Genomic DNA, 19,134 nt, shown 5'->3' on the forward strand with positions numbered 1-19,134 from the left:
AGGCTGATGCCCATGACCAGCATCGACGTCCAAGACCTCACCAAGGAGTACGGCACGACACGGGCCGTGGACGCCCTCACGTTCAGCGTGCGTCCCGGCCGGGTCACCGGCTTCCTCGGCCCCAACGGCGCGGGCAAGTCCACCACCATGCGCCTCGTGCTCGGCCTGGACCGCCCCACGTCCGGCACGGCCACGGTGGGCGGCCGCCCCTACGTCTCCCTCGGCGAACCCCTGCGCCACGTCGGCGCGCTCCTCGACGCCCAGGCGGCGCACGGCTCACGCACCGCCCGCGACCACCTGCGCGCCCTCGCCGTCAGCAACCGGCTCCCCGTCCGCCGTGTGGACGAGGTGCTCGACGAGGCGGGGCTCACCTCCGTGGCTCGGCGCAGGATCAAGACGTACTCCCTGGGCATGCGGCAGCGGCTCGGCATCGCCGCGGCGCTCCTCGGCGACCCCGGCGTCGTGATGCTGGACGAGCCGTCGAACGGCCTCGACCCCGAAGGCATCATCTGGATCCGCGAACTGATGCGGCGTCTGGCGCGCGAGGGCCGCACCGTCCTCGTCTCCAGCCACCTCATGAACGAGACCGCCACCTTCGCCGACCACCTGGTGGTGCTCGGCCGCGGCAGGCTCCTGACGGACACGCCCCTGGACGACTTCATCGCGGCGCACAGCCGCGGCCGGGTGCGGGTCCGCTCCACGGAGCCCGACCGCCTCCGGGCCGCCCTGCGCGGCAAGGGGTACGTCCTGGGGGACGCCGTCGACGGCCGCTGGACCGTCGAGGGCGCGCGGGCCGCGGAGATCGGTGCGGTCGCGGCGGGCATCGGCGTCCCGGTCCTCGAACTCGCCGACGAACAGGCCTCTCTGGAGGAGGCCTACCTCGCCCTGACCGCCGACGCGACGGAGTTCGCGGCCACCGCGCCGCCCCCGCCCGCCACGGCCACCGCCCGCACGTCCCGCCAGGAGGTCTGATCATGTCCCGCACCGCCGTGCTGCCCGTGGCCCACGCCGAGTGGATCAAGCTGAGGTCCCTGCGCTCCAGTTGGGGTTCGCTGATCGCCGTGCTCGCGGTCACCGTCGCCATCACCGCCCTGGTCTTCGCCGCGGTCGGCAAGGCCGAGGCGGACAACGCCGGAGCCGAGCCGCTGTTCGACGCCTTCTACGCCTTCAACTTCGGCCAGATCGCCGCCATCAGCTTCGGCACCACCGCGGTCTCCCACGAGTACAAGAGCGGTGCCCTGCGCGTCTCGCTCGCCGCCGTGCCGCGCCGGGGTCTGTTCTACGGCGCCAAGACGGCGGTCGTCGGCGGCCTGGCCCTCGCCGTCGGGCTGGCCAGCAGCTTCGGCACGTTCCTCGTCGGCCAGGCCTTCCTGGGGGAGTACGCGATCGGGCTCGGCCACCCCGGCGCCGTGCGGGCCTGCGTCGGCGGCGGCATCTACCTGGCGCTGATGGCGCTCCTGGCGGCGGGCCTGACGGCCCTGCTGCGCAGCGGGGCCGCCGTCCTCGGCATCCTGATCCCCTTCACCCTGATCGTGTCCTTCGTGGTGGGCGACGTGGCGAGCGGGGCCGCGGAGTTCCTGCCGGACCGGGCCGGCCAGCAGGTGCTGCACCAGGCCCCGTCGGGCACCCTCGGCCCGTGGACGGGACTCGCCGTCACCGCGGCCTGGGCGGCCGCCGCGCTGCTCGCCGGCTGGTGGGCGGTACGACGGCGCGACGCGTGACGCGTTGTCAGTGGCGCCCGCTTTACTGGACGTCATGAGCAGCGCAGAGCACCTCGCCGCGATCGACCTGCTGCGCTCCCGGGAGTTCCCCGCGGAGCACGGCAGGTCCGAGCGCGGCTCGCAGGGTCCCGGCTATCACGTCGCCGAGTTACTGACGAGCGACACCTTCTGGGAGGACGACGGCACCCGCTGGGAGGCCACCGAGGAGCAGTACGAGGCGGAGCGCGACGCCTTGGCCGTCCTCCTCGCCGACCGCTGGGGACCGCCGCAGCGGTTCAGCCTGGCCAGCCTCTTCGAGCGCGTCGTGGCGGCGGACTTCGGCGGCACGGACGGGGAGGGGGCCGCCGAGGAGATACCGGAGCCGTGGGCCCACCTGAGCTCCTGCGCGCCCGACCTGCACCTGTGGCGGGTGGACGGCCGGTGGATCGCCCTCGGCGTCGCACAGGCGGACAAGGAACTGCCCTTCCAGCTCCTTGCCGTGGTCACCGAGACCGACCCGCCGTGACGGCCCGGACCGCGCGCCTGCCGCCTCCGGCACGGCACACCCGCGATCAGACGAGGCCGAGCGTGCCCCTGCCCGCCGCGGGTTCGAAGCACCGGGCGACATCCGCCGCCGACACCTGGGAGAGCTCCGCGGGCGACCACCGCGGCCTGCGGTCCTTGTCGACGACCTGGGCCCGGATGCCCTCGGGCAGATCGGGCGCGGACAGCGTGGCGCAGGACACCCGGTACTCCTGCTCCAGGACGGCCTCCAGGGAGGGCAGTTCACGTGCCCGGCGCAGCGCCGCCAGCGTGACCTTCAGCGACGTCGGCGACTTCGCCAGGATCGTCTCGGCCGCCTCCTTCGCCTGCGGATCCCCGACCGCCCGCAGCCGGTCGACGATCTCCTCGACCGAGTCCGCGGCGTAGCAGGAGTCGATCCACGCGCGCTGCCCGGCCAGCTCGCCCGCCGGAGCCTCCGTCGCGAACTCCCGTACGGCATCGGCGGGGGACCGGTCGGCCAGCGCCGCGGTGAACTCCGCGAGGCGCTCCGAGGGGACGAAGTGGTCGGCGAGGCCGCAGAGCAGCGCGTCGCCCGCCCCCACCGCCGTGCCGGTCAGCGCGAGATGCGTGCCGAGCTCGCCGGGCGTGCGGGTGAGCAGGAAGGTGCCGCCGACGTCGGGCACGAAACCGATCCCGGTCTCCGGCATCGCCACCCGCGACCGCTCGGTGACCACCCGCACCCCGCCGTGCGCCGAGATCCCCACGCCGCCGCCCATCACGATGCCGTCCATGACCGCGACGTACGGCTTCGGGTAGCGGGCGATCCGCGCGTTCAGGACGTACTCGTCGTGCCAGAAGGCGGCGGACGCGTCCGCGCCGCCCGCACGGACGTCGTCGTGGATGGAGCGGATGTCCCCGCCCGCGCACAGCCCGCGCTCCCCGGCGCCGGTGACCACCACCGTCGCCACCGACGCGTCGTGCTCCCAGGAGTCCAGCGCCTCGGCCATGATGCGGACCATGGCGTGGTTCAGGGCGTTGATGGCCCGGGGCCGGTTCAGGACGAGGTGTCCGGCGCGGCCCGCCCGCCGGAGCAGCACGGGAGCGTCGTCGGACGTGGCGGTGGTGGCGTCGTGCGTGGCGTTCATGGTGCGGGGATCGCTCCGTTCACGTGGGACGCGGTCCGGGGATCTCGCCCTGGAACGCGTCGAGGATCTGCTCGGCTGCCGACGTGGCCGTCAACGTGCCCTCCCGGACCCGGGTCTCCAGATCCGGGGCGACCCGTCGTACGTCCGCGTGCCCCCGCAGTCTGTCAAGCAGCTCGTCCCGGACCATCGCCCAGGTCCAGTCGACCTGCTGGTCGCGGCGCTTGTCGGCGAGACGCCCCGCGGAGTCGAGCAGCGTGCGGTGCTGCTCGACGCGCTCCCAGAGCGTGTCGAGACCGGAGGACTCGCGGGCGCTGCAGGTCAGCACCGGAGGCGTCCACGCCGCGTCGGCGGGATGCATCAGGCGCAGCGCGCCCGCGAGTTCCCGCGCCGCCGACCGGGCGTCCCGCTCGTGCGGCCCGTCCGCCTTGTTCACCGCGATGACGTCCGCGAGCTCCAGCACGCCCTTCTTGATGCCCTGCAGCTGGTCACCGGTGCGCGCGAGGGTCAGCAGCAGGAACGTGTCGACCATGTTCGCGACGGCCGTCTCCGACTGCCCGACCCCCACGGTCTCCACCAGCACCACGTCGTACCCCGCGGCCTCCATCACCACGATCGACTCCCGCGTCGCCTTGGCGACCCCGCCGAGCGTCCCGGCGGAGGGGGAGGGGCGCACGAAGGCGGCGGGGTCCAGCGAGAGCCGCTCCATCCTGGTCTTGTCGCCCAGGATCGAGCCGCCCGTCCGGGTGGACGACGGGTCGACGGCGAGCACCGCGACCCGGTGGCCGAGCGAGGTCAGCATCGTGCCGAGCGCGTCGATGAACGTGGACTTGCCCACGCCCGGCACCCCGCTGATGCCGACCCGCCGGGCCCGCCCGCTGTGCGGGAGCAGCTCGGTCAGCAACCGCTGGGCGAGCGCGCGGTGCTGCGGCCGGGTCGACTCGACGAGGGTGATGGCGCGCGCGATGTACGCGCGCTTCCCGTCGAGGACGCCCTTCACATACGTGTCGATGTCGATCGTCACAGCCATGGGTTCGGCACTCACCGGCTCACAGCTCGTGGCCGAGATCGGCCGCCAGACGCCGCACCAGGTCGTACGCCGCGTCCGGGATGACCGTGCCCGGCGGGAAGACCGCCGTGGCGCCCGCCTCGTGCAGCGCCTCGATGTCCTGCGGCGGGATGACCCCGCCCACCACGATCATGATGTCCTCGCGGCCCTCGGCGGCCAGCTCCTCGCGCAGCGCCGGTACGAGGGTGAGGTGCCCCGCGGCCAGCGACGAGACGCCCACGATGTGCACGTCCGCCTCCACGGCCTGCCGGGCGACCTCCGCCGGCGTCTGGAACAGCGGGCCGACGTCCACGTCGAAGCCCAGGTCGGCGAAGGCCGACGCGATCACCTTCTGGCCGCGGTCGTGCCCGTCCTGGCCCATCTTGGCGACCAGGATGCGGGGCCTGCGGCCCTCGGCCTCGTCGAAGGCGTCCACCAGCGTGCGGGTGCGCTCGACGGACGGGGACTGGCCTGCTTCGGTGCGGTACACACCGGAGATCGTACGGATCTGGCCCGCGTGCCGCCCGTACTCGCTCTCCAGTGCGTCGGAGATCTCACCGACGGTGGCCTTGGCGCGGGCCGCGTCGACGGCGAGGGCGAGCAGGTTGCCCTCCAGGCCCTGGCCGGGGCCGCGCCGGGCCGCCGCGGTGAGCGCGCGCAGCGCGTCCTGGCAGACCGACTCGTCACGCTCCTCCCGCAGCCGCCGCAGCTTGGCGATCTGCTGGCTGCGCACCGAGGAGTTGTCGACCTTCAGGACCTCGATCTGCTCGTCGCTGTCCACCCGGTACTTGTTGACGCCGATCACCGGCTGGCGCCCCGAGTCGATGCGGGCCTGGGTACGCGCGGCGGCCTCCTCCACGCGCAGCTTCGGGATGCCGGCGTCGATGGCCTGGGCCATGCCGCCCGCCGCCTCGACCTCCTCGATGTGCTGCCAGGCACGGCGCGCCAGGTCGTACGTCAGCTTCTCGACGTAGGCGCTGCCGCCCCACGGGTCGATCGTGCGGGTCGTGCCCGACTCCTGCTGGATCAGGAGCTGGGTGTTGCGGGCGATGCGCGCGGAGAAGTCGGTGGGCAGCGCGAGCGCCTCGTCCAGCGCGTTCGTGTGCAGGGACTGGGTGTGCCCCTGGGTGGCCGCCATCGCCTCGACGCAGGTGCGCGTGACGTTGTTGAACACGTCCTGCGCGGTCAGCGACCAGCCCGACGTCTGCGAATGGGTGCGCAACGAGAGCGACTTGGCGTTCTTCGGGTCGAACTGCTTGACGAGCTTCGCCCACAGCAGGCGCGCCGCGCGGAGCTTGGCGACCTCCATGAAGAAGTTCATGCCGATCGCCCAGAAGAAGGAGAGCCGCGGCGCGAACGCGTCGACGTCCAGACCGGCCTCCTGACCCGCCCTCAGGTACTCCACCCCGTCGGCGAGGGTGTACGCCAGCTCCAGGTCGGCCGTCGCGCCCGCCTCCTGGATGTGGTAGCCGGAGATGGAGATGGAGTTGTAGCGCGGCATCTTCTGCGAGGTGTACGCGAAGATGTCGGAGATGATCCGCATCGAGGGCTTCGGCGGATAGATGTAGGTGTTGCGGACCATGAACTCTTTGAGGATGTCGTTCTGAATGGTCCCCGCGAGCTTCTCCGGCGGTACGCCCTGCTCCTCGGCCGCCACGATGTACAGCGCGAGGACCGGCAGCACCGCGCCGTTCATCGTCATCGACACCGTCATCTTGTCCAGCGGAATGCCGTCGAAGAGCTGGCGCATGTCGTAGATCGAGTCGATCGCCACGCCCGCCATGCCGACGTCGCCCGTCACGCGCGGGTGGTCGCTGTCGTAACCGCGGTGCGTGGGCAGGTCGAAGGCGACCGACAGGCCCTTCTGCCCGGCCGCGAGGTTGCGGCGGTAGAAGGCGTTGGACTCCTCGGCCGTGGAGAAGCCCGCGTACTGACGGATCGTCCACGGCTGGTTCACGTACATCGTCGGATAGGGCCCGCGCAGGTACGGCGCCACGCCCGGGTACGTCCCGAGGAAGTCGAGGCCCTCCAGGTCGGCACCGGTGTACAGCGGTTTGACCGCGATGCCTTCGGGCGTCTCCCACAGGAGGTCGCTCTCGGACCGGCCGGTGGACTCCTTCACGGCGGTCCGCCACTGCTCGGGCGAGCCCGCGGCGCCCGTGCCGGAGCCCAGGTCGACGGAGGAGAAGTCGGGGATGCGCATTACGCCACTCCCATACGGTCGAGGGTGGAGGAGAGCACGTCGACGGCGTCGCAGCCCGCGAAGACGTACGCGTCGACACCGGCGTACTCCCCGCGCCCCGCGAGATACACGCGTGCGGCGCCCGCCGCGGTGAGGGCCTGCGCGACCGCCTCGGCCTGCTCGGCGTAGAAGGTGTCGTTGGAACACAGGCACGCCACGGTCGCGCCGCTGGCCCGGAAGGCCTCGGCGGCCGTCGCGGGGTCGACCGTCGCCGGCTCGTGCACGGCCTCGATGCCGCCCGCCTGGAACAGGTTGGCCGCGAAGGTGGCCCGCGCGGTGTGCGCGGCGGCGGGGCCGAGCGCGGCGAGGAACACCCGCGGGCGTGCCCCGGTCGCCGCGAGGTGCGCGTCGGAGCGGGCGCGCAGCGCCTCGTACGCCTCGTCGCGACGCACCCGGGGCAGACCGCCCGCCGGTGCGGCCGGTCCCGCGTCGCGCTCCACGGCGCGCTCGGCGAGCTGCGGGAACTCGCTGACCCCGGTGATCGGCTCGCGGCGCTTGGCGAGCTTCCTGCTGCGCTCGGCCCAGGTGGCCGCGAGGCGTTCGCGGACGAGCCCGGACCGCAGGGCCGCCGCCTGGCCGCCCGCCCGCTCGATCTCCTGGAAGAACGCCCAGCCCGCATGCGCGAGTTCGTCGGTGAGCCGCTCCACGTACCAGGAGCCGCCCGCCGGGTCGATGACCCGGGCCAGGTGGGACTCCTCGATGAGGATCGTGGAGGTGTTGCGGGCGATCCGGCGGGCGAACGCGTCGGGCAGGCCGAGCGAGTGGTCGAACGGCAGGACGGTGACGGAGTCCGCGCCGCCGACACCGGCGGCCATGCAGGCCACCGTCGTGCGCAGCATGTTCACCCACGGGTCGCGGCGCGTCATCATGACCGGCGAGGTCACCGCGTGCTGGCGCTGCGCGCCGGCCTCGGGCGCGCCGCTCACCTCGGCGACCCGCGCCCAAAGCCGCCGCGCCGCACGCATCTTGGCGATGGTCAGGAACTGGTCGGCGGTCGCCGCGTAGCGGAACTCCAGCTGCGCGCAGGCCTCTTCGACCGACAGACCGGCCGCGGTCAGCTCCCGCAGGTAGGCCACGCCGGTGGCGAGCGAGGCGCCGAGCTCCTGCGCCGCCGAGCCGCCCGCCTCGTGATAGGGCAGCGCGTCCACGGTCAGCGCGCGGAGTCCCGGGTACTCCCGTGCGCACAGCCGCGCGAGCTCCGTGGCGCCCGCGGGGTCCAAGGCCTCGCCGGTGCGCGCCTCGTGGCCGAGGACATCGGCGCCGAGGGTGCCGCGCGCCGCGGCCTTCGCCACGCCCGCCGCCTCGTAGAGGGCGAGCAGGGCGTGCGCGGCGGGGACGAACTCCGCGCCCGCGTCGAGCGCGACGGGCGCGAGGTCGAGGTAGACGCCCTTGAGCGCCTCCGGCAGCCCGGACACGGGGATGCCGTGCGCGCCCACGCCGAGCCACACCGACGTGACGCCGTTCTCCAGGTCCCCGAGGACGGCCTCGTTCGTGCGGGCGGGGTCGGAGCTCGCGTGGCGCTGCCGCACGTCCCAGCCCGCGGCCGCGCTGCCGCCGGCCGTGCCACCCCGTACGAAGGGGGCGAAACCGGGATGTCCGACATCGGGGTCGGAGGCGCGGGAGGTGTACAGCGGGCGGGTGGTGAGCCCGTCCTCGAGAGCGGTGGACAGTGCTTCCTCGGCGGCCGTGCCCGATACGTCCTTACCCGATTTGCGCAGCACGCCTTCCACAAGGCGCTGCCACTGCTCATGGGTCGCATCAGGGAACTCGGCGGCCAGCGAAAGCCCGTCGTCAGGCTGGACCGTCATGCCCCGATGCTAGGGCGCAACCCATGGCACGCGGTGCCACCAAGGGCTGTGACCTTGCCCTCTTCTGATCGCTCTTGAACTCGAACGAGCGGGCGGCTAGTGCTTGCCGGAGGCACCGGATCCGCCGTCCGGGCAGGTGACGGGCCGGACGGCCGCCTGCGCGCGTACCGGCGGGCGGCCGCGCGGGAGGCGGTGTGCGCGGATGCGTCAGGCGGAGGCGGCGTGCGGGGCGGTGCCGGGGCGGGCGACGGGCCGCCCGGTGACGTACTGGACGTACTCGCGGTGCAGCCGGAAGCCGGCCGTCCATGCCAGCAGCCGGCTGGGGCGGTTGTCGCGCCCGCAGGACCAGCTCGCGGTCCGCCCGCGCGCGGTGATGTCCCGGCACAGCTGGGTGACGCAGGCGAGCGCGAGACGCTCGCGGCGGCGCTCGGGGGCGGTGAGGACGGCCACGTCCTCGTACGTCTGTCCGGTGAAGTAGCCGCAGGCCACCGCGGCGATCTGGCCGCCCCGGTCGACGGCGGCCCAGCCGTGCCCGGAACCGGCGAGCCCCTCGGGGCCGCCCCAACTGTCGTGGATCCACGATGATTCGGGGGAGAGCGCGGCGAGCGCGGGGGCGTCGTCGGGCGTCAGGCGGCGCACGGTCACACCCCGCGGCGGCCGGGGCGCGTCCACCGGCTCCCGGTGCACGTAGACCATGCGCTCGGCCGGTACGAGCCGGTCGAAGGCGGCACCGAGCACGGGCAGGAACCGGACGGGGGCCTCGACATGGCTGCGGGCGAAGGGGGCGAGGAGGTCCGGCGCGACGCTGCCCGGGTCCCCGCGCAGCAGCACGTGCCCCGCGCAGGAGACCGCGACGGCCCGCGGGTCCAGGGCGCGGTCGGCCCACCAGTGGCCGACACCGGTCGACGTCACGTGCTCGGGCAGGGCGGCGGGGCCGGGCGTTCCGGGCGCGAACCAGCGGGGCACCGCGGGGAGGTGGTGCGGGGGAAGCTGAATCATCGGGCGCTCCTCCGGAGTGAGACCTTCGAGTGAAACGGGTGCGCCGGTCGGCCGGGCCGCGGCCCGGGGGCCGGCCGCTTCGGTGCCGGGTTCCCGCTCTGCGGACATCCAACTGTGCGGAGCCCGCGGGCTCAAGAGCGCCTCACCCGCATTGACGCCGCACTGATGAGCGGACGCGCCGTGCGCCAGCATCGCGTCAGAGGTGGGCGTACGCGCGTCAACGTCGCGTCATGGAGGGTCGGTTGGCACGGGGTGCCGGGCATAACGTCGCCGTGTGCCGCGGGCCGAACGGGCCCCGGCCCCGAAGGAGGAACCCATGGCAGAGCTTCCGTGCGGCGAGGACCCCGAGCCCTGTGAACCCGGCCCGGCCGGACCGCTGTTCGTCCCCGTCCGGCCGGGACCCGCGGGCTGTGTGGCCCGCCTGTTCCGCACGCCCGTCGGCGGACGCACCGCCGTCGCCTTCACCACCCCCCAGCGGCTGACCGCCGCCCTCGGCGCCCGGCAGGAGTGGATCAGGCTCTCCGAACCGGCCCTGCGCGCGCTCACCGTGCCGCTCGGCGTCGGCGAGGTCACCGTCGACCCGCGGTTCGCCGCGCAGCCGGTCGGCGCGCCGCCGCTGCGCCCCGCCGCACGGTACGCGGCCGGTCTGCGGGACCGGGGACCGCGGACCGTGGACGCCCTCGCCCTGCGGGCGACCGGCGCGGCGGCCCTGGTCGGCGCACTGACCCCGTGGATCGGCTGAGGCCGAGGCGTAGAGAGAAGCTGTCATGACCACACTGCACGTTCCCCCTTTCCCGCCGCCGGCGCCCGTCACGTCCGCTGGTCCCGTCACCTCTGCTGGTCCCGCGGTCCCCGCTGGTCCCGCCACCCCCACGGGCCCCGTCACTCCCGCGGGGCACGCCACCAGGAGCGACCGCGGCCGGCCCGGCGGCGCCACGGCCGACCATGAGCTGTCCGTCTGGCCCGCCTCCACCACGCGTGTCGCCCGCGGCGATCTCGCGGTCGGCGGGGTCGCGCTCACCGAGATCGCCGAACGCTTCGGCACCCCCGCCTACCTGGTCGACGAAGGCGACGTGCGGGCCCGCTGCCGCACGTACCTGCGCGCCTTTCCGGACGCCGAAGTCCTCTACGCCGCCAAGGCGTTCCTCTGCCGCGCCATGGCGCACTGGATGGACGAGGAGGGCCTCGGCCTCGACGTGTGCTCGGCCGGTGAGCTGGAGCTCGCCGTCACCACCGGCTTCCCCGCGCACCGCATCGTGCTGCACGGCAACGCCAAGAGCCCGCAGGACCTGCGGGCCGCCCTGCGCCTCGGGGTGGGCCGGATCGTCATCGACAGCGCGTCCGAGATCGCCCGCCTGGCCGCCGCCGTGCCGCCGGGCAGCCGCCAGAAGGTGCTGGTGCGGGTGGTGCCGGGCATCGCGGCCGGCGGGCACGCCAAGATCAGGACGGGCACCGACGACCAGAAGTTCGGCCTGTCCCTGACGGACGGATCCGCGCAGCACGCCGTCGCCCGCATCCTGGGCCAGCCGACCCTCGAACTGGCGGGCCTGCACTGCCACCTGGGCTCGCAGATCACCACGGAGAAGCCGTACCTCGCGGCGGTGCGCCGCATGGTCGGACTGATGGCCCGCATCAAGGAGCAGCACGGCGTCACCCTCCCCGAACTCGACCTCGGCGGCGGGCACGGCATCGCGTACCGGCCCGGCGAGGAGGCGCTCGACATCGCCGAGCTCGCCCGCAAGGTGCGGGCCGAACTGGCCGAGAGCTGCGCGGCGGCCCACCTGGCCGTGCCGCGCCTGATCGTGGAGCCGGGGCGGGCCATCGCGGGCCCCGCCGGAGTCGCGCTCTACCGGGTGCTCGCGGTCAAGCGGACGGGTGGACGGACGTTCGTCGCCGTCGACGGCGGGATGAGCGACAACCCGCGGCCGGCGCTGTACGGCGTGCGGTACGAGCCCCGCCTGGTCGGGCGCCCCGCCACGGCGGAGCCGGCGCCGGTGACGGTCGTCGGACGGCACTGCGAGGCGGGCGACATCCTCGCCTCGGACGTCCTGCTGCCCGGCGACGTGCGGCCCGGCGATCTGCTGGCCGTCCCGGTCGCAGGGGCGTACCACCTGTCGATGGCCTCCGGGTACAACCTGGTGGGGCGTCCGCCCGTGGTCGCGGTGGCCGACGGGCACGCGCGCCTGCTGGTCCGCCGCGAGTCGCTGGAGGACTTCCGCAGCCGGGACGTGGGGCTGTGACTTCCTAGCGGATTCCGGCCGCCGAACAGGACGGACGGCCCCGGGGCGTCATGCCCCGGGGCCGTCCGGCGTGCGTGCGGCGTGCGTGCGGCGACCGCTAGAGGATCAGAGGATCGCGCCCGGCGTGTAGGCCGCGGCCTCGGGGTGCTCCTTGAGCAGCGCCTCGACCTGCGCGACGACCTGGGCGACCTGGTCCCCGGCGGCACCGGTGAAGGACAGCTTGTCGGCCATCAGCTCGTCGAGCTGCGCGCGGTCCAGCGGGATGCGGGAGTCGGCGGCGAGCTTGTCGAGCAGTTCGTTGCGCTCGGCGCCCTGCTCGCGCATGGCGAGCGCGGAGGCGACCGCGTTCTCCTTGATGGCCTCGTGGGCCTCCTCACGGCCGACGCCCGCACGCACCGAGGCCATCAGGACCTTGGTGGTGGCGAGGAAGGGGAGGTAGCGGTCGAGCTCGCGCGCCACGACCGCCGGGAAGGCGCCGAACTCGTCGAGCACGGTCAGGAACGTCTCCAGGAGGCCGTCCAGCGCGAAGAACGCGTCGGGCAGCGCGACCCGGCGCACGACGGAGCAGGAGACGTCGCCCTCGTTCCACTGGTCGCCCGCGAGCTCGCCGGTCATCGACGCGTAGCCGCGCAGGATGACGGTCAGGCCGTTGACGCGCTCGCAGGAGCGGGTGTTCATCTTGTGCGGCATCGCGGACGAGCCGACCTGGCCCGGCTTGAAGCCCTCGGTGACCAGCTCGTGGCCCGCCATCAGACGGATCGTCTTGGCCAGCGAGGAGGGCGCGGCCGCGACCTGCACGAGCGCCGTGACGACGTCGTAGTCGAGGGAGCGCGGGTAGACCTGGCCGACCGAGGTGAAGGCCGACTCGAAGCCGAGGTGCGAGGCGATGCGCTGCTCCAGGTCGGCCAGCTTCGCGGCGTCGCCGCCGAGCAGGTCGAGCATGTCCTGGGCGGTGCCGACCGGGCCCTTGATGCCGCGCAGCGGGTAGCGGCCGATCAGCTCGTCGAGGCGGCGGTGGGCGACGAGGAGCTCGTCGGCGCCGGTCGCGAAGCGCTTGCCCAGCGTGGTGGTCTGCGCGGCGACGTTGTGCGAGCGGCCCGCCATGACCAGCTCGGCGTACTCGCCGGCGAGCTTGCCGAGGCGGCCGAGGACCGCCACCGTGCGGGAGCGGATCAGCTCGAGGGAGAGCCGGATCTGCAGCTGCTCCACGTTCTCGGTGAGGTCGCGGGAGGTCATGCCCTTGTGGACGTGCTCGTGTCCGGCGAGGGCGTTGAACTCCTCGATGCGGGCCTTCACGTCGTGGCGGGTGACCTTCTCGCGCTCGGCGATCGAGGCGAGGTCGACCTGGTCGAGCACGCGCTCGTAGTCGGCGATGGCGGCGTCCGGGACCTCGATCCCCAGGTCCTTCTGCGCGCGCAGCACGGCGAGCCAGAGCTGACGCTCCAGCTTCACCTTCTGCTCGGGCGACCAGAGGGTGGCGAGCTCGGCGGAGGCATAACGTCCGGCGAGGACGTTCGGGATACGGGGCTTTGCAGGCGCGGCAGTCACGTGCACGGAGTTTACCTGGCCTCCGACCTGCACTTTGACCGTCCGTACAGCCCGAAGGCCCCGGCTCGTTGGAGCATCGTCCAGGTCGGTCGACGCAGCGTGTGCCCGCGGTGACTGTGACGTTCCGGGCCGCCTGCCGCCCGGCCGCCAAGCCCGCCCGGAACAGCGGGCGAGGAGGCGCGCCGCGGTGACGAGCGGGAATAAAGAACCGCTACTGGGCCGGTCCGTCGTACGGCAGCAGGTCGGGGCGCTTGGGCGGGCGGCCGTCGCCGGAGGAGCGGCCCGTGAGGCGGCGGCCGATCCACGGCATGAGGTGCTGCTTGGCGAACCGGGCGTCCGCGACGCGGCGTGCGGCCCAGCCCGGCGGCACCGCGGCGGGCAGCGGGGTGCGCCAGTCGTCCTCGGGTGCGTAGCCGAGCGCCTGCCAGACGGCCTCGGCGACCCTGCGGTGGCCTTCGGGCGTGGGGTGCAGGCGGTCCACGTCCCACATGCGCTGGTCGCCGAGCACGGCCACGCCGTAGAGGTCCACGACGACCGCGCCGTGCCGGGTCGCCAGGCCGTCGATGTGTGCGAAGAGCTCCTCCATGCGCGGACGGAAGCGCTCCATCACCGGGCCGTTGCGGCCGGGGCTGCGCATCAGGACCAGCTGCTTGCAGGCGGGCGCGAGGCGCTCGACGGCCTCGTCGAGCAGCCCGCGCACGCGGTTCATGTCGCACTTGGGGCGCAGCGTGTCGTTGAGCCCGCCCACCAGGGTGATGACGTCGGGCTGCATGGCGGCCGCGACGTCCACCTGCTCGTCGACGATCTGGCCGATGAGCTTGCCCCGCACCGCGAGGTTCGCGTAGCGGAAGCCGGGGGTCTGCGCCGCCATGCGGGCGGCGAGGAGGTCGGCCCACCCGCGGTAGCTCCCGTCGGGCAGCAGGTCCGACATGCCCTCGGTGAAGGAGTCGCCCAGCGCGACAAGACTGGTGTAGTTGGCATTCATCTGCATGGCGAAGCAGATCGTATCCCGAAGGCGTGTGCGGCGGGCGGGCGCCGCCGAGGTCACGCGGTGCCGGGGTCCGTGAGGCGCGCCACCACGGTCTCGCCGACTCCGGCGAAGGCGTCGATCTGGTCGGGGGTGAGCAGGTCGATGAAGTGCCTGCGCACCGACTCCACGTGCAGCGGTGCCGCCGCGTCGATCGTGCGCAGCCCTTCCTCCGTCAGGGCGACCACCGCGCCCCGCCCGTCCGTCTCGCACTCCTCGCGCACCACCAGCCCGCGCTGCTGCATGCGCGCCAGATGGTGGGAGAGGCGGCTGCGGGACCACAGCATGCGGTCGGCCAGCTCGCTGATCCGGCGGCGGTGGTCGGGGCTCGCGCCCAGGTTCGACAGCACGTCGTAGTCGGGCTCGGAGAGGCCGCTCTCGCGGTTCAGGTCGCGCGACAACTGGGCGTTGAGCAGCAGGAACATGCGGCGGTACGCCTGCCATGCGCGCTGCTCGCGCTCGTTCAGCCACGGGGTCGTCCGGGTCGCGGGGCGGGATTCCTCGGTCACGCCCTCACCGTAGCGAAGGTTGGTTGACATGTCACTCATCGGATTCCTATCGTGATGAGTGACATGTCAACCATCGGGTGGTGCCCCACGGGCGTCTCCCCTCAGTCCTCATCGGGAGGCGCCGATGCCGGCACGGTCGCTGCGTCTGCTGTCCGGGCTCGTCCTGTTCGGCGTGAGCGTCGCGCTCCTGGTCGCCGCCGACCTCGGCCTTCCCTCGTGGGACGCCCTGCACCAGGGCGTGGCGCGTGCCACGGGGCTGCCGTTCGGCTGGGTGGTGAACCTCGTGGGCGCGCTGGTGCTCCTGGCCTGGATCCCGCTGCGGGTCCGCCCCGGCGTCGGCACGCTCTGCAACATCCTCGTCGTCGGTCTCGCCGCCGACGCGACACTCGCCCTGCTGCCCGACCCGCGGGCCCTCGCCGTGCGGATTCCCCTGCTGCTCGCGGGAATCGGGCTGAACGCCGTGGCCACCGGCCTCTACCTCGGCGCCGGCCTGGGGCCCGGGCCGCGCGACGGCCTGATGACCGGCCTCGCCCGGCGCGGCATCTCGATCCGCGTCGCCCGCACCGTGATCGAGGTCGGTGTCCTGGCCGTCGGCTGGCTGCTCGGGGGCACGGTCGGCGTCGGCACCCTGCTGTTCGCCGCGGCCATCGGCCCGCTCACCCAGCCCGCCATCCGCCGCTTCGCCGCCCCGGCCGCCGGGCTCACGGCGTCTCCGGACGGCGCCAGAACCCCGTACACCCCGTAAAGGACCATGTCCCGAAGGAAGCCCGCCATGCCCCGTCTGCACGTCGTCTCCGCCAGCACCCGCCCGACCTCCTCCGGGCGTCCGCTGGCCGCCTGGGTCGCGGAACTCGCCGCCGGGCGAGCGGAGTTCGCGACCACCCTGATCGATCTCGCCGAGGTCGCCCTGCCCTTCCTCGACGAGCCCGCGCACCCCGCGGAAGGGCGCTACATCCACGGACACACCAAGGCATGGAGCGCGACCGTCGCGGCCGCGGACTGCTTCGTCTTCGTGATGCCGATGTACAACGGCGGCTTCAGCGCGCCGCTGAAGAACGCGATCGACTTCCTGCATCAGGAGTGGCAGGGCAAGCCGGTCGGCCTCATCAGCTACAGCGCGGGCACCTCGGGCGGCGCCCCCGCCGTGGAGATGATCCAGCCGGTCCTGCGCCGGGTGGGGCTGCGCCCGGCGCGGCACACGCTGTCGATCCCCGGCATCGAGGAGCGGACGGGTCCGTACGGCTCCTTCCCCGGCACGGCCGACCTGGCCGCGGGAGTGGCCGCCGTGCTCGACGAGGTGGCGGGGCTGGTCGCCGACGAACCGGCCGTGGTCTGACGGAACAGCTCGGCCCACGGAACAGTCCGGCGCAGGGGATCTGGGCAGCACGCGACGACGGCGGTATGTCATAGACACGTCGTTGTCGCGAGGACCCGTCGTCGTCACGAGAGAGCGAGCCCGCCATGTGGACCGCAGCGTTCTGGAAAGCCACCGCGGAGCGCGCGATCCGCACGTTCGCCCAGGCGCTGGCCGCCGTCCTGGTCGCCGGGGCGACCAGCCTGCTGGACGTCGCGTGGGGCGCCGCCTTCGCCACGGCGGGGCTGGCCGCCGTCCTCGCGGTCCTGACGGCCGTCGGCGCCTCGGAGGCCGGGGCGGACGGCCCCGGCATCACCGAGCGGCCCACCGGCACGAAGAGCGCGGACACCGGCCCGAAGGGCGCGGGCCAACCGGCCCACTGAACCCGCGCCCGCGGCGCGTCACGCCACAGCGCGGCGCGTCACGCCACAGCGCGGCGCGTCACGCCACAGCGCGGCGCGGGCCCCCGACACCCGCGCGGGCGCACCGGCACCGACACCGGATCCGGCGCCCGCACCGAGACGGGCCCATCCCCGAACCCGCCGTCCGGGGATGGGCCCTCGGCCCCGCCGGGACGCCCGGCGGGGCCGTTGGTTCACACCGGCTGGTTCACACCGGCTGGCCGAAGAGCTCCCGCAGGACGTCCTCCATCGTGACCATGCCGGCCAGCCGGCCGTCCGATCCGAGCACCGCCGCCACGTGCGTACGGCTGCCGCGCATGGCGGTCAGCACGTCGTCCAGCGGCGTCGTCTCCCGCACCTGGGCGATCTTGCGCATGTCCGGTACCCGGAACGGCAGATCCCGGGGCGCCCGGTCGAGCGCGTCCTTGACGTGCAGGTAGCCGACGATCCGGCGGCCGTCGTCGACCACGGGGAAGCGGGAGAAGCCGGACTCGGCCGAGAGCTGCTCCAGTCCTTCCGGGGTGACGCCCACGCGCGCGTAGACCACGTCCTCCAGCGGCAGGACCACGTCCCTGACCGGGCGGCGGCCCAGCTCCAGGGCGTCGTGCAGCCGCTCCTGCGCCCGGTCGTCGATCAGACCCGCGTCCCCGGAGTCCTTGACCATCCGGGCGAGGTCGTCGTCCGAGAAGCTCGCCGACACCTCGTCCTTCGCCTCCACGTGCAACAGCTTCAGGAGGCCGTTGGCGAACGCGTTGATCGCGAAGATCACCGGGCGCAGCGCCCGCGCCAGCGTCACCAGCGGCGGGCCGAGGAGCAGCGCCGACCGCACGGGCTCCGCCAGCGCGATGTTCTTCGGGATCATCTCGCCGAGCAGCATGTGCAGATAGGTCGCCACGGTCAGGGCGATGACGAACGAGATCGGGTGGATCAGCCCGTGCGGCACGCCCACCGCGTCGAACACCGGCTCCAGCAGGTGCGCGATGGCCGGTTCGGCGACGATGCCGAGGACCAGGGTGCACAGCGTGATGCCGAGCTGCGCCGCGGCGAGCAGCGCCGACACGTGCTGCAGGCCCCACATCACGCTCTTGGCGCGCCGGTCGCCCTCCTCCGCGTGCGGCTCGATCTGGCTGCGGCGTACGGAGATGAGCGCGAACTCGGCGCCCACGAAGAAGGCGTTGACGACGAGGGTCGCCAGGCCGATCAGCAGCTGGACGGCGATCATCGGGCGTCCTCCTCGAAGTCGTTGCCGCCCTCGGCATCCGCGGCGTGCAGCGGCGCGTGCAGCAGCACCCGGGCGGCGCGCCGCCCCGAGGCATCAACGACGTCGAGCCGCCAGCCGCCCACCTCGACGCCGTCGCCCGCGGCCGGGATGCGGCCGAGTTCGGTGGCGACGAGCCCTGCCAGCGTCTCGTAGGGCCCGTCGGGCGCCCGCAGGCCGACCCGGGCGAGCTGGTCGGTGCGGGCCGAGCCGTCGGCGGAGTAGAGCGTCCTGCCGTCGTCGTCGGTACCCGCCGCGGCGATGTCGGGCGTCTCGTGCGGGTCGTGCTCGTCCCGCACCTCGCCGACGACCTCCTCGACGATGTCCTCCAGCGTGGCGACGCCCGCGGTGCCGCCGTACTCGTCGATGACCACGGCCATCGTGCGCTTGCCGGAGAGCCGGTCCATGAGCCGGTCCACGGTCAGCGTCTCCGGGACGAGCAGGGGCTCGCGCATCAGCTCGGCGACGGACACCCGCTGCCTGCGCTCGGCGGGCACGGCGAGCACGTCCTTGATGTGGGCGACGCCGACGACCGTGTCGAGGTTGCCGCGGTAGACCGGGAAGCGGGACAGGCCCGTGGCGCGCGTGGCGTTCGCGACGTCCTCGCACGTGGCGTGCACGTCGAGGGCCATCACCTGCACGCGCGGTGTCATCACGTTCTCCGCGGTGAGGTCGGCGAGGTTCAGCGTGCGCACGAACAGCTCGGCGGTGTCGGCCTCCAGCGCGCCCTCCTTGGCGGAGTGGCGGGCCAGGGCGACCAGCTCCTTGGGGCCGCGCGCGGAGGCGAGCTCCTCGGCGGGCTCGATCCCGAAACGGCGTACGGACCGGTTCGCGGTGTTGTTGAGGTGCGCGATGAACGGCCGGAAGACGGCGCTGAACAGACGCTGGGGCGTCGCCACCCGTTTGGCGACGGCCAGCGGCGACGAGATCGCCCAGTTCTTGGGGACCAGCTCGCCGATGACCATCAGGAAGACGGTCGACAGGGCCGTGCCGATCACCAGGGCGATCGACGAGGCCGCCGAATCGGGGACCCCCAGGTCCCGCAGCGGGCCCGCGATCAGCTTGGAGATGGACGGCTCGGCGAGCATGCCGACCACCAGATTGGTGACGGTGATGCCGAGCTGGGCCCCGGAGAGCTGGAAAGTCAGGTTCTTGACGGCTTTGAGGGCACCGGCGGCGCCGCGCTCGCCGCGCTCGACGGCCCGCTCGAGCTCACTGCGCTCGACCGTGGTGAGGGAGAACTCCGCGGCGACGAAGACGCCGCACGCGAGGCAGAGCAGCACCGCCACGAGGAGCAGGAGCACTTCGGTCATCGGGTCACCTCCGTCCCATGATCGGACAGGGGCGGGAGGAA

The 19,134-nt window shown here is 73.5% G+C and carries 18 protein-coding genes; 8 read left to right on the forward strand and 10 right to left on the reverse strand.

Annotated elements, in window-relative coordinates; all coding sequences use genetic code 11:
* Window positions 1–12: 12 nt before the first annotated feature.
* The 3 genes from ACFYXE_RS28790 to ACFYXE_RS28800 are packed head-to-tail and all read left to right on the forward strand — an operon-like array spanning window position 13 to window position 2,226.
* Window positions 13–972 carry an ATP-binding cassette domain-containing protein gene (locus ACFYXE_RS28790; protein WP_389317206.1) on the forward strand — a complete coding sequence of 320 codons (960 nt, stop codon included), beginning with the start codon at window positions 13–15 and terminating at the stop codon, window positions 970–972.
* 2 nt (window positions 973–974) lie between these two features.
* Entirely contained in the window at window positions 975–1,721 is a 747-nt protein-coding gene (locus tag ACFYXE_RS28795) for an ABC transporter permease (RefSeq protein ID WP_361180204.1), read from the forward strand.
* Window positions 1,722–1,755: 34 nt separating this feature from the next.
* A complete protein-coding gene (locus ACFYXE_RS28800) occupies window positions 1,756–2,226 on the forward strand; it encodes a hypothetical protein (protein ID WP_389317210.1) in 471 nt (156 codons plus the stop codon).
* Between the two features lie 46 nt (window positions 2,227–2,272).
* Here the strand turns inward: ACFYXE_RS28800 and ACFYXE_RS28805 are convergent, their stop codons facing one another.
* The 5 genes from ACFYXE_RS28805 to ACFYXE_RS28825 all read right to left on the reverse strand — a co-directional run bounded on the left by ACFYXE_RS28805 (window position 2,273) and on the right by ACFYXE_RS28825 (window position 9,443).
* The gene (locus ACFYXE_RS28805; protein WP_389317213.1) at window positions 2,273–3,349 is read right to left on the reverse strand and encodes an enoyl-CoA hydratase/isomerase family protein; all 1,077 of its coding nucleotides are present in this window, start codon (window positions 3,347–3,349) and stop codon (window positions 2,273–2,275) included.
* A 19-nt stretch (window positions 3,350–3,368) separates the two neighbouring features.
* The gene (meaB, locus tag ACFYXE_RS28810; RefSeq protein WP_361180211.1) at window positions 3,369–4,376 is read right to left on the reverse strand and encodes a methylmalonyl Co-A mutase-associated GTPase MeaB; all 1,008 of its coding nucleotides are present in this window, start codon (window positions 4,374–4,376) and stop codon (window positions 3,369–3,371) included.
* Between the two features lie 19 nt (window positions 4,377–4,395).
* On the reverse strand, window positions 4,396–6,597 hold the full coding sequence (gene scpA, locus ACFYXE_RS28815) for a methylmalonyl-CoA mutase (protein WP_389317217.1): 2,202 nt from the start codon (window positions 6,595–6,597) through the stop codon (window positions 4,396–4,398).
* The gene (gene mutA / locus ACFYXE_RS28820; protein WP_389317220.1) at window positions 6,597–8,444 is read right to left on the reverse strand and encodes a methylmalonyl-CoA mutase small subunit; all 1,848 of its coding nucleotides are present in this window, start codon (window positions 8,442–8,444) and stop codon (window positions 6,597–6,599) included. Before mutA ends, scpA begins: the two co-directional genes overlap by 1 nt.
* 207 nt (window positions 8,445–8,651) lie before the next feature.
* On the reverse strand, window positions 8,652–9,443 hold the full coding sequence (locus ACFYXE_RS28825; RefSeq protein WP_361181571.1) for a GNAT family N-acetyltransferase: 792 nt from the start codon (window positions 9,441–9,443) through the stop codon (window positions 8,652–8,654).
* A gap of 316 nt (window positions 9,444–9,759) precedes the next feature.
* Here ACFYXE_RS28825 and ACFYXE_RS28830 point away from each other — a divergent pair, with 316 nt between their 5' ends.
* Both ACFYXE_RS28830 and lysA read left to right on the forward strand, forming a co-directional pair.
* On the forward strand, window positions 9,760–10,185 hold the full coding sequence (locus tag ACFYXE_RS28830) for an SAV_915 family protein (RefSeq protein WP_389317224.1): 426 nt from the start codon (window positions 9,760–9,762) through the stop codon (window positions 10,183–10,185).
* A 25-nt stretch (window positions 10,186–10,210) separates the two neighbouring features.
* Complete coding sequence (lysA, locus tag ACFYXE_RS28835; RefSeq protein ID WP_389317227.1) at window positions 10,211–11,683, forward strand: diaminopimelate decarboxylase; 1,473 nt, start codon at window positions 10,211–10,213, stop codon at window positions 11,681–11,683.
* Between the two features lie 105 nt (window positions 11,684–11,788).
* Here lysA and purB read toward each other — a convergent pair whose 3' ends face one another.
* The 3 genes from purB to ACFYXE_RS28850 all read right to left on the reverse strand — a co-directional run bounded on the left by purB (window position 11,789) and on the right by ACFYXE_RS28850 (window position 14,767).
* Window positions 11,789–13,231: an adenylosuccinate lyase gene (gene purB, locus ACFYXE_RS28840; RefSeq protein ID WP_389317231.1), complete on the reverse strand. Its 1,443-nt coding sequence runs from the start codon at window positions 13,229–13,231 to the stop codon at window positions 11,789–11,791.
* 211 nt (window positions 13,232–13,442) lie between these two features.
* Complete coding sequence (locus ACFYXE_RS28845; protein WP_389317234.1) at window positions 13,443–14,222, reverse strand: SGNH/GDSL hydrolase family protein; 780 nt, start codon at window positions 14,220–14,222, stop codon at window positions 13,443–13,445.
* A 53-nt stretch (window positions 14,223–14,275) separates the two neighbouring features.
* Window positions 14,276–14,767: a MarR family winged helix-turn-helix transcriptional regulator gene (locus ACFYXE_RS28850; protein WP_389317238.1), complete on the reverse strand. Its 492-nt coding sequence runs from the start codon at window positions 14,765–14,767 to the stop codon at window positions 14,276–14,278.
* A gap of 124 nt (window positions 14,768–14,891) precedes the next feature.
* Here ACFYXE_RS28850 and ACFYXE_RS28855 point away from each other — a divergent pair, with 124 nt between their 5' ends.
* From ACFYXE_RS28855 to ACFYXE_RS28865, 3 genes are all read left to right on the forward strand, one after another.
* Complete coding sequence (locus tag ACFYXE_RS28855) at window positions 14,892–15,512, forward strand: YitT family protein (RefSeq protein ID WP_389317241.1); 621 nt, start codon at window positions 14,892–14,894, stop codon at window positions 15,510–15,512.
* A 27-nt stretch (window positions 15,513–15,539) separates the two neighbouring features.
* On the forward strand, window positions 15,540–16,103 hold the full coding sequence (locus ACFYXE_RS28860) for an NADPH-dependent FMN reductase (RefSeq protein ID WP_389317244.1): 564 nt from the start codon (window positions 15,540–15,542) through the stop codon (window positions 16,101–16,103).
* A gap of 125 nt (window positions 16,104–16,228) precedes the next feature.
* Window positions 16,229–16,504 carry a holin gene (locus ACFYXE_RS28865; protein WP_389317247.1) on the forward strand — a complete coding sequence of 92 codons (276 nt, stop codon included), beginning with the start codon at window positions 16,229–16,231 and terminating at the stop codon, window positions 16,502–16,504.
* 226 nt (window positions 16,505–16,730) lie between these two features.
* Here ACFYXE_RS28865 and ACFYXE_RS28870 read toward each other — a convergent pair whose 3' ends face one another.
* Together ACFYXE_RS28870 and ACFYXE_RS28875 are read right to left on the reverse strand one after the other, a co-directional pair.
* A complete protein-coding gene (locus ACFYXE_RS28870; protein WP_361179371.1) occupies window positions 16,731–17,744 on the reverse strand; it encodes a hemolysin family protein in 1,014 nt (337 codons plus the stop codon).
* A complete protein-coding gene (locus ACFYXE_RS28875) occupies window positions 17,741–19,093 on the reverse strand; it encodes a hemolysin family protein (RefSeq protein ID WP_389317250.1) in 1,353 nt (450 codons plus the stop codon). Before ACFYXE_RS28875 ends, ACFYXE_RS28870 begins: the two co-directional genes overlap by 4 nt.
* Window positions 19,094–19,134 lie beyond the last annotated feature (41 nt).

It is taken from the genome of Streptomyces sp. NPDC002564 (assembly GCF_042889645.1).
In the GTDB taxonomy this organism is placed as follows: Bacteria; Actinomycetota; Actinomycetes; order Streptomycetales; family Streptomycetaceae; genus Streptomyces.

Coding starts and splice junctions, on each gene's coding strand:
- scpA (WP_389317217.1), bottom strand. CDS start 6,597: ATGCGCATCCCCGACTTCTCCTCCGTCGACCTGGGCTCCGGCACGGGC.
- lysA (WP_389317227.1), top strand. CDS start 10,211: ATGACCACACTGCACGTTCCCCCTTTCCCGCCGCCGGCGCCCGTCACG.
- ACFYXE_RS28805 (WP_389317213.1), bottom strand. CDS start 3,349: ATGAACGCCACGCACGACGCCACCACCGCCACGTCCGACGACGCTCCC.
- ACFYXE_RS28825 (WP_361181571.1), bottom strand. CDS start 9,443: ATGATTCAGCTTCCCCCGCACCACCTCCCCGCGGTGCCCCGCTGGTTC.
- mutA (WP_389317220.1), bottom strand. CDS start 8,444: ATGACGGTCCAGCCTGACGACGGGCTTTCGCTGGCCGCCGAGTTCCCT.
- ACFYXE_RS28795 (WP_361180204.1), top strand. CDS start 975: ATGTCCCGCACCGCCGTGCTGCCCGTGGCCCACGCCGAGTGGATCAAG.
- ACFYXE_RS28845 (WP_389317234.1), bottom strand. CDS start 14,222: ATGCAGATGAATGCCAACTACACCAGTCTTGTCGCGCTGGGCGACTCC.
- ACFYXE_RS28865 (WP_389317247.1), top strand. CDS start 16,229: ATGTGGACCGCAGCGTTCTGGAAAGCCACCGCGGAGCGCGCGATCCGC.
- ACFYXE_RS28860 (WP_389317244.1), top strand. CDS start 15,540: ATGCCCCGTCTGCACGTCGTCTCCGCCAGCACCCGCCCGACCTCCTCC.
- ACFYXE_RS28875 (WP_389317250.1), bottom strand. CDS start 19,093: ATGACCGAAGTGCTCCTGCTCCTCGTGGCGGTGCTGCTCTGCCTCGCG.
- ACFYXE_RS28870 (WP_361179371.1), bottom strand. CDS start 17,744: ATGATCGCCGTCCAGCTGCTGATCGGCCTGGCGACCCTCGTCGTCAAC.
- meaB (WP_361180211.1), bottom strand. CDS start 4,376: ATGGCTGTGACGATCGACATCGACACGTATGTGAAGGGCGTCCTCGAC.
- ACFYXE_RS28790 (WP_389317206.1), top strand. CDS start 13: ATGACCAGCATCGACGTCCAAGACCTCACCAAGGAGTACGGCACGACA.
- ACFYXE_RS28830 (WP_389317224.1), top strand. CDS start 9,760: ATGGCAGAGCTTCCGTGCGGCGAGGACCCCGAGCCCTGTGAACCCGGC.
- ACFYXE_RS28800 (WP_389317210.1), top strand. CDS start 1,756: ATGAGCAGCGCAGAGCACCTCGCCGCGATCGACCTGCTGCGCTCCCGG.
- ACFYXE_RS28855 (WP_389317241.1), top strand. CDS start 14,892: ATGCCGGCACGGTCGCTGCGTCTGCTGTCCGGGCTCGTCCTGTTCGGC.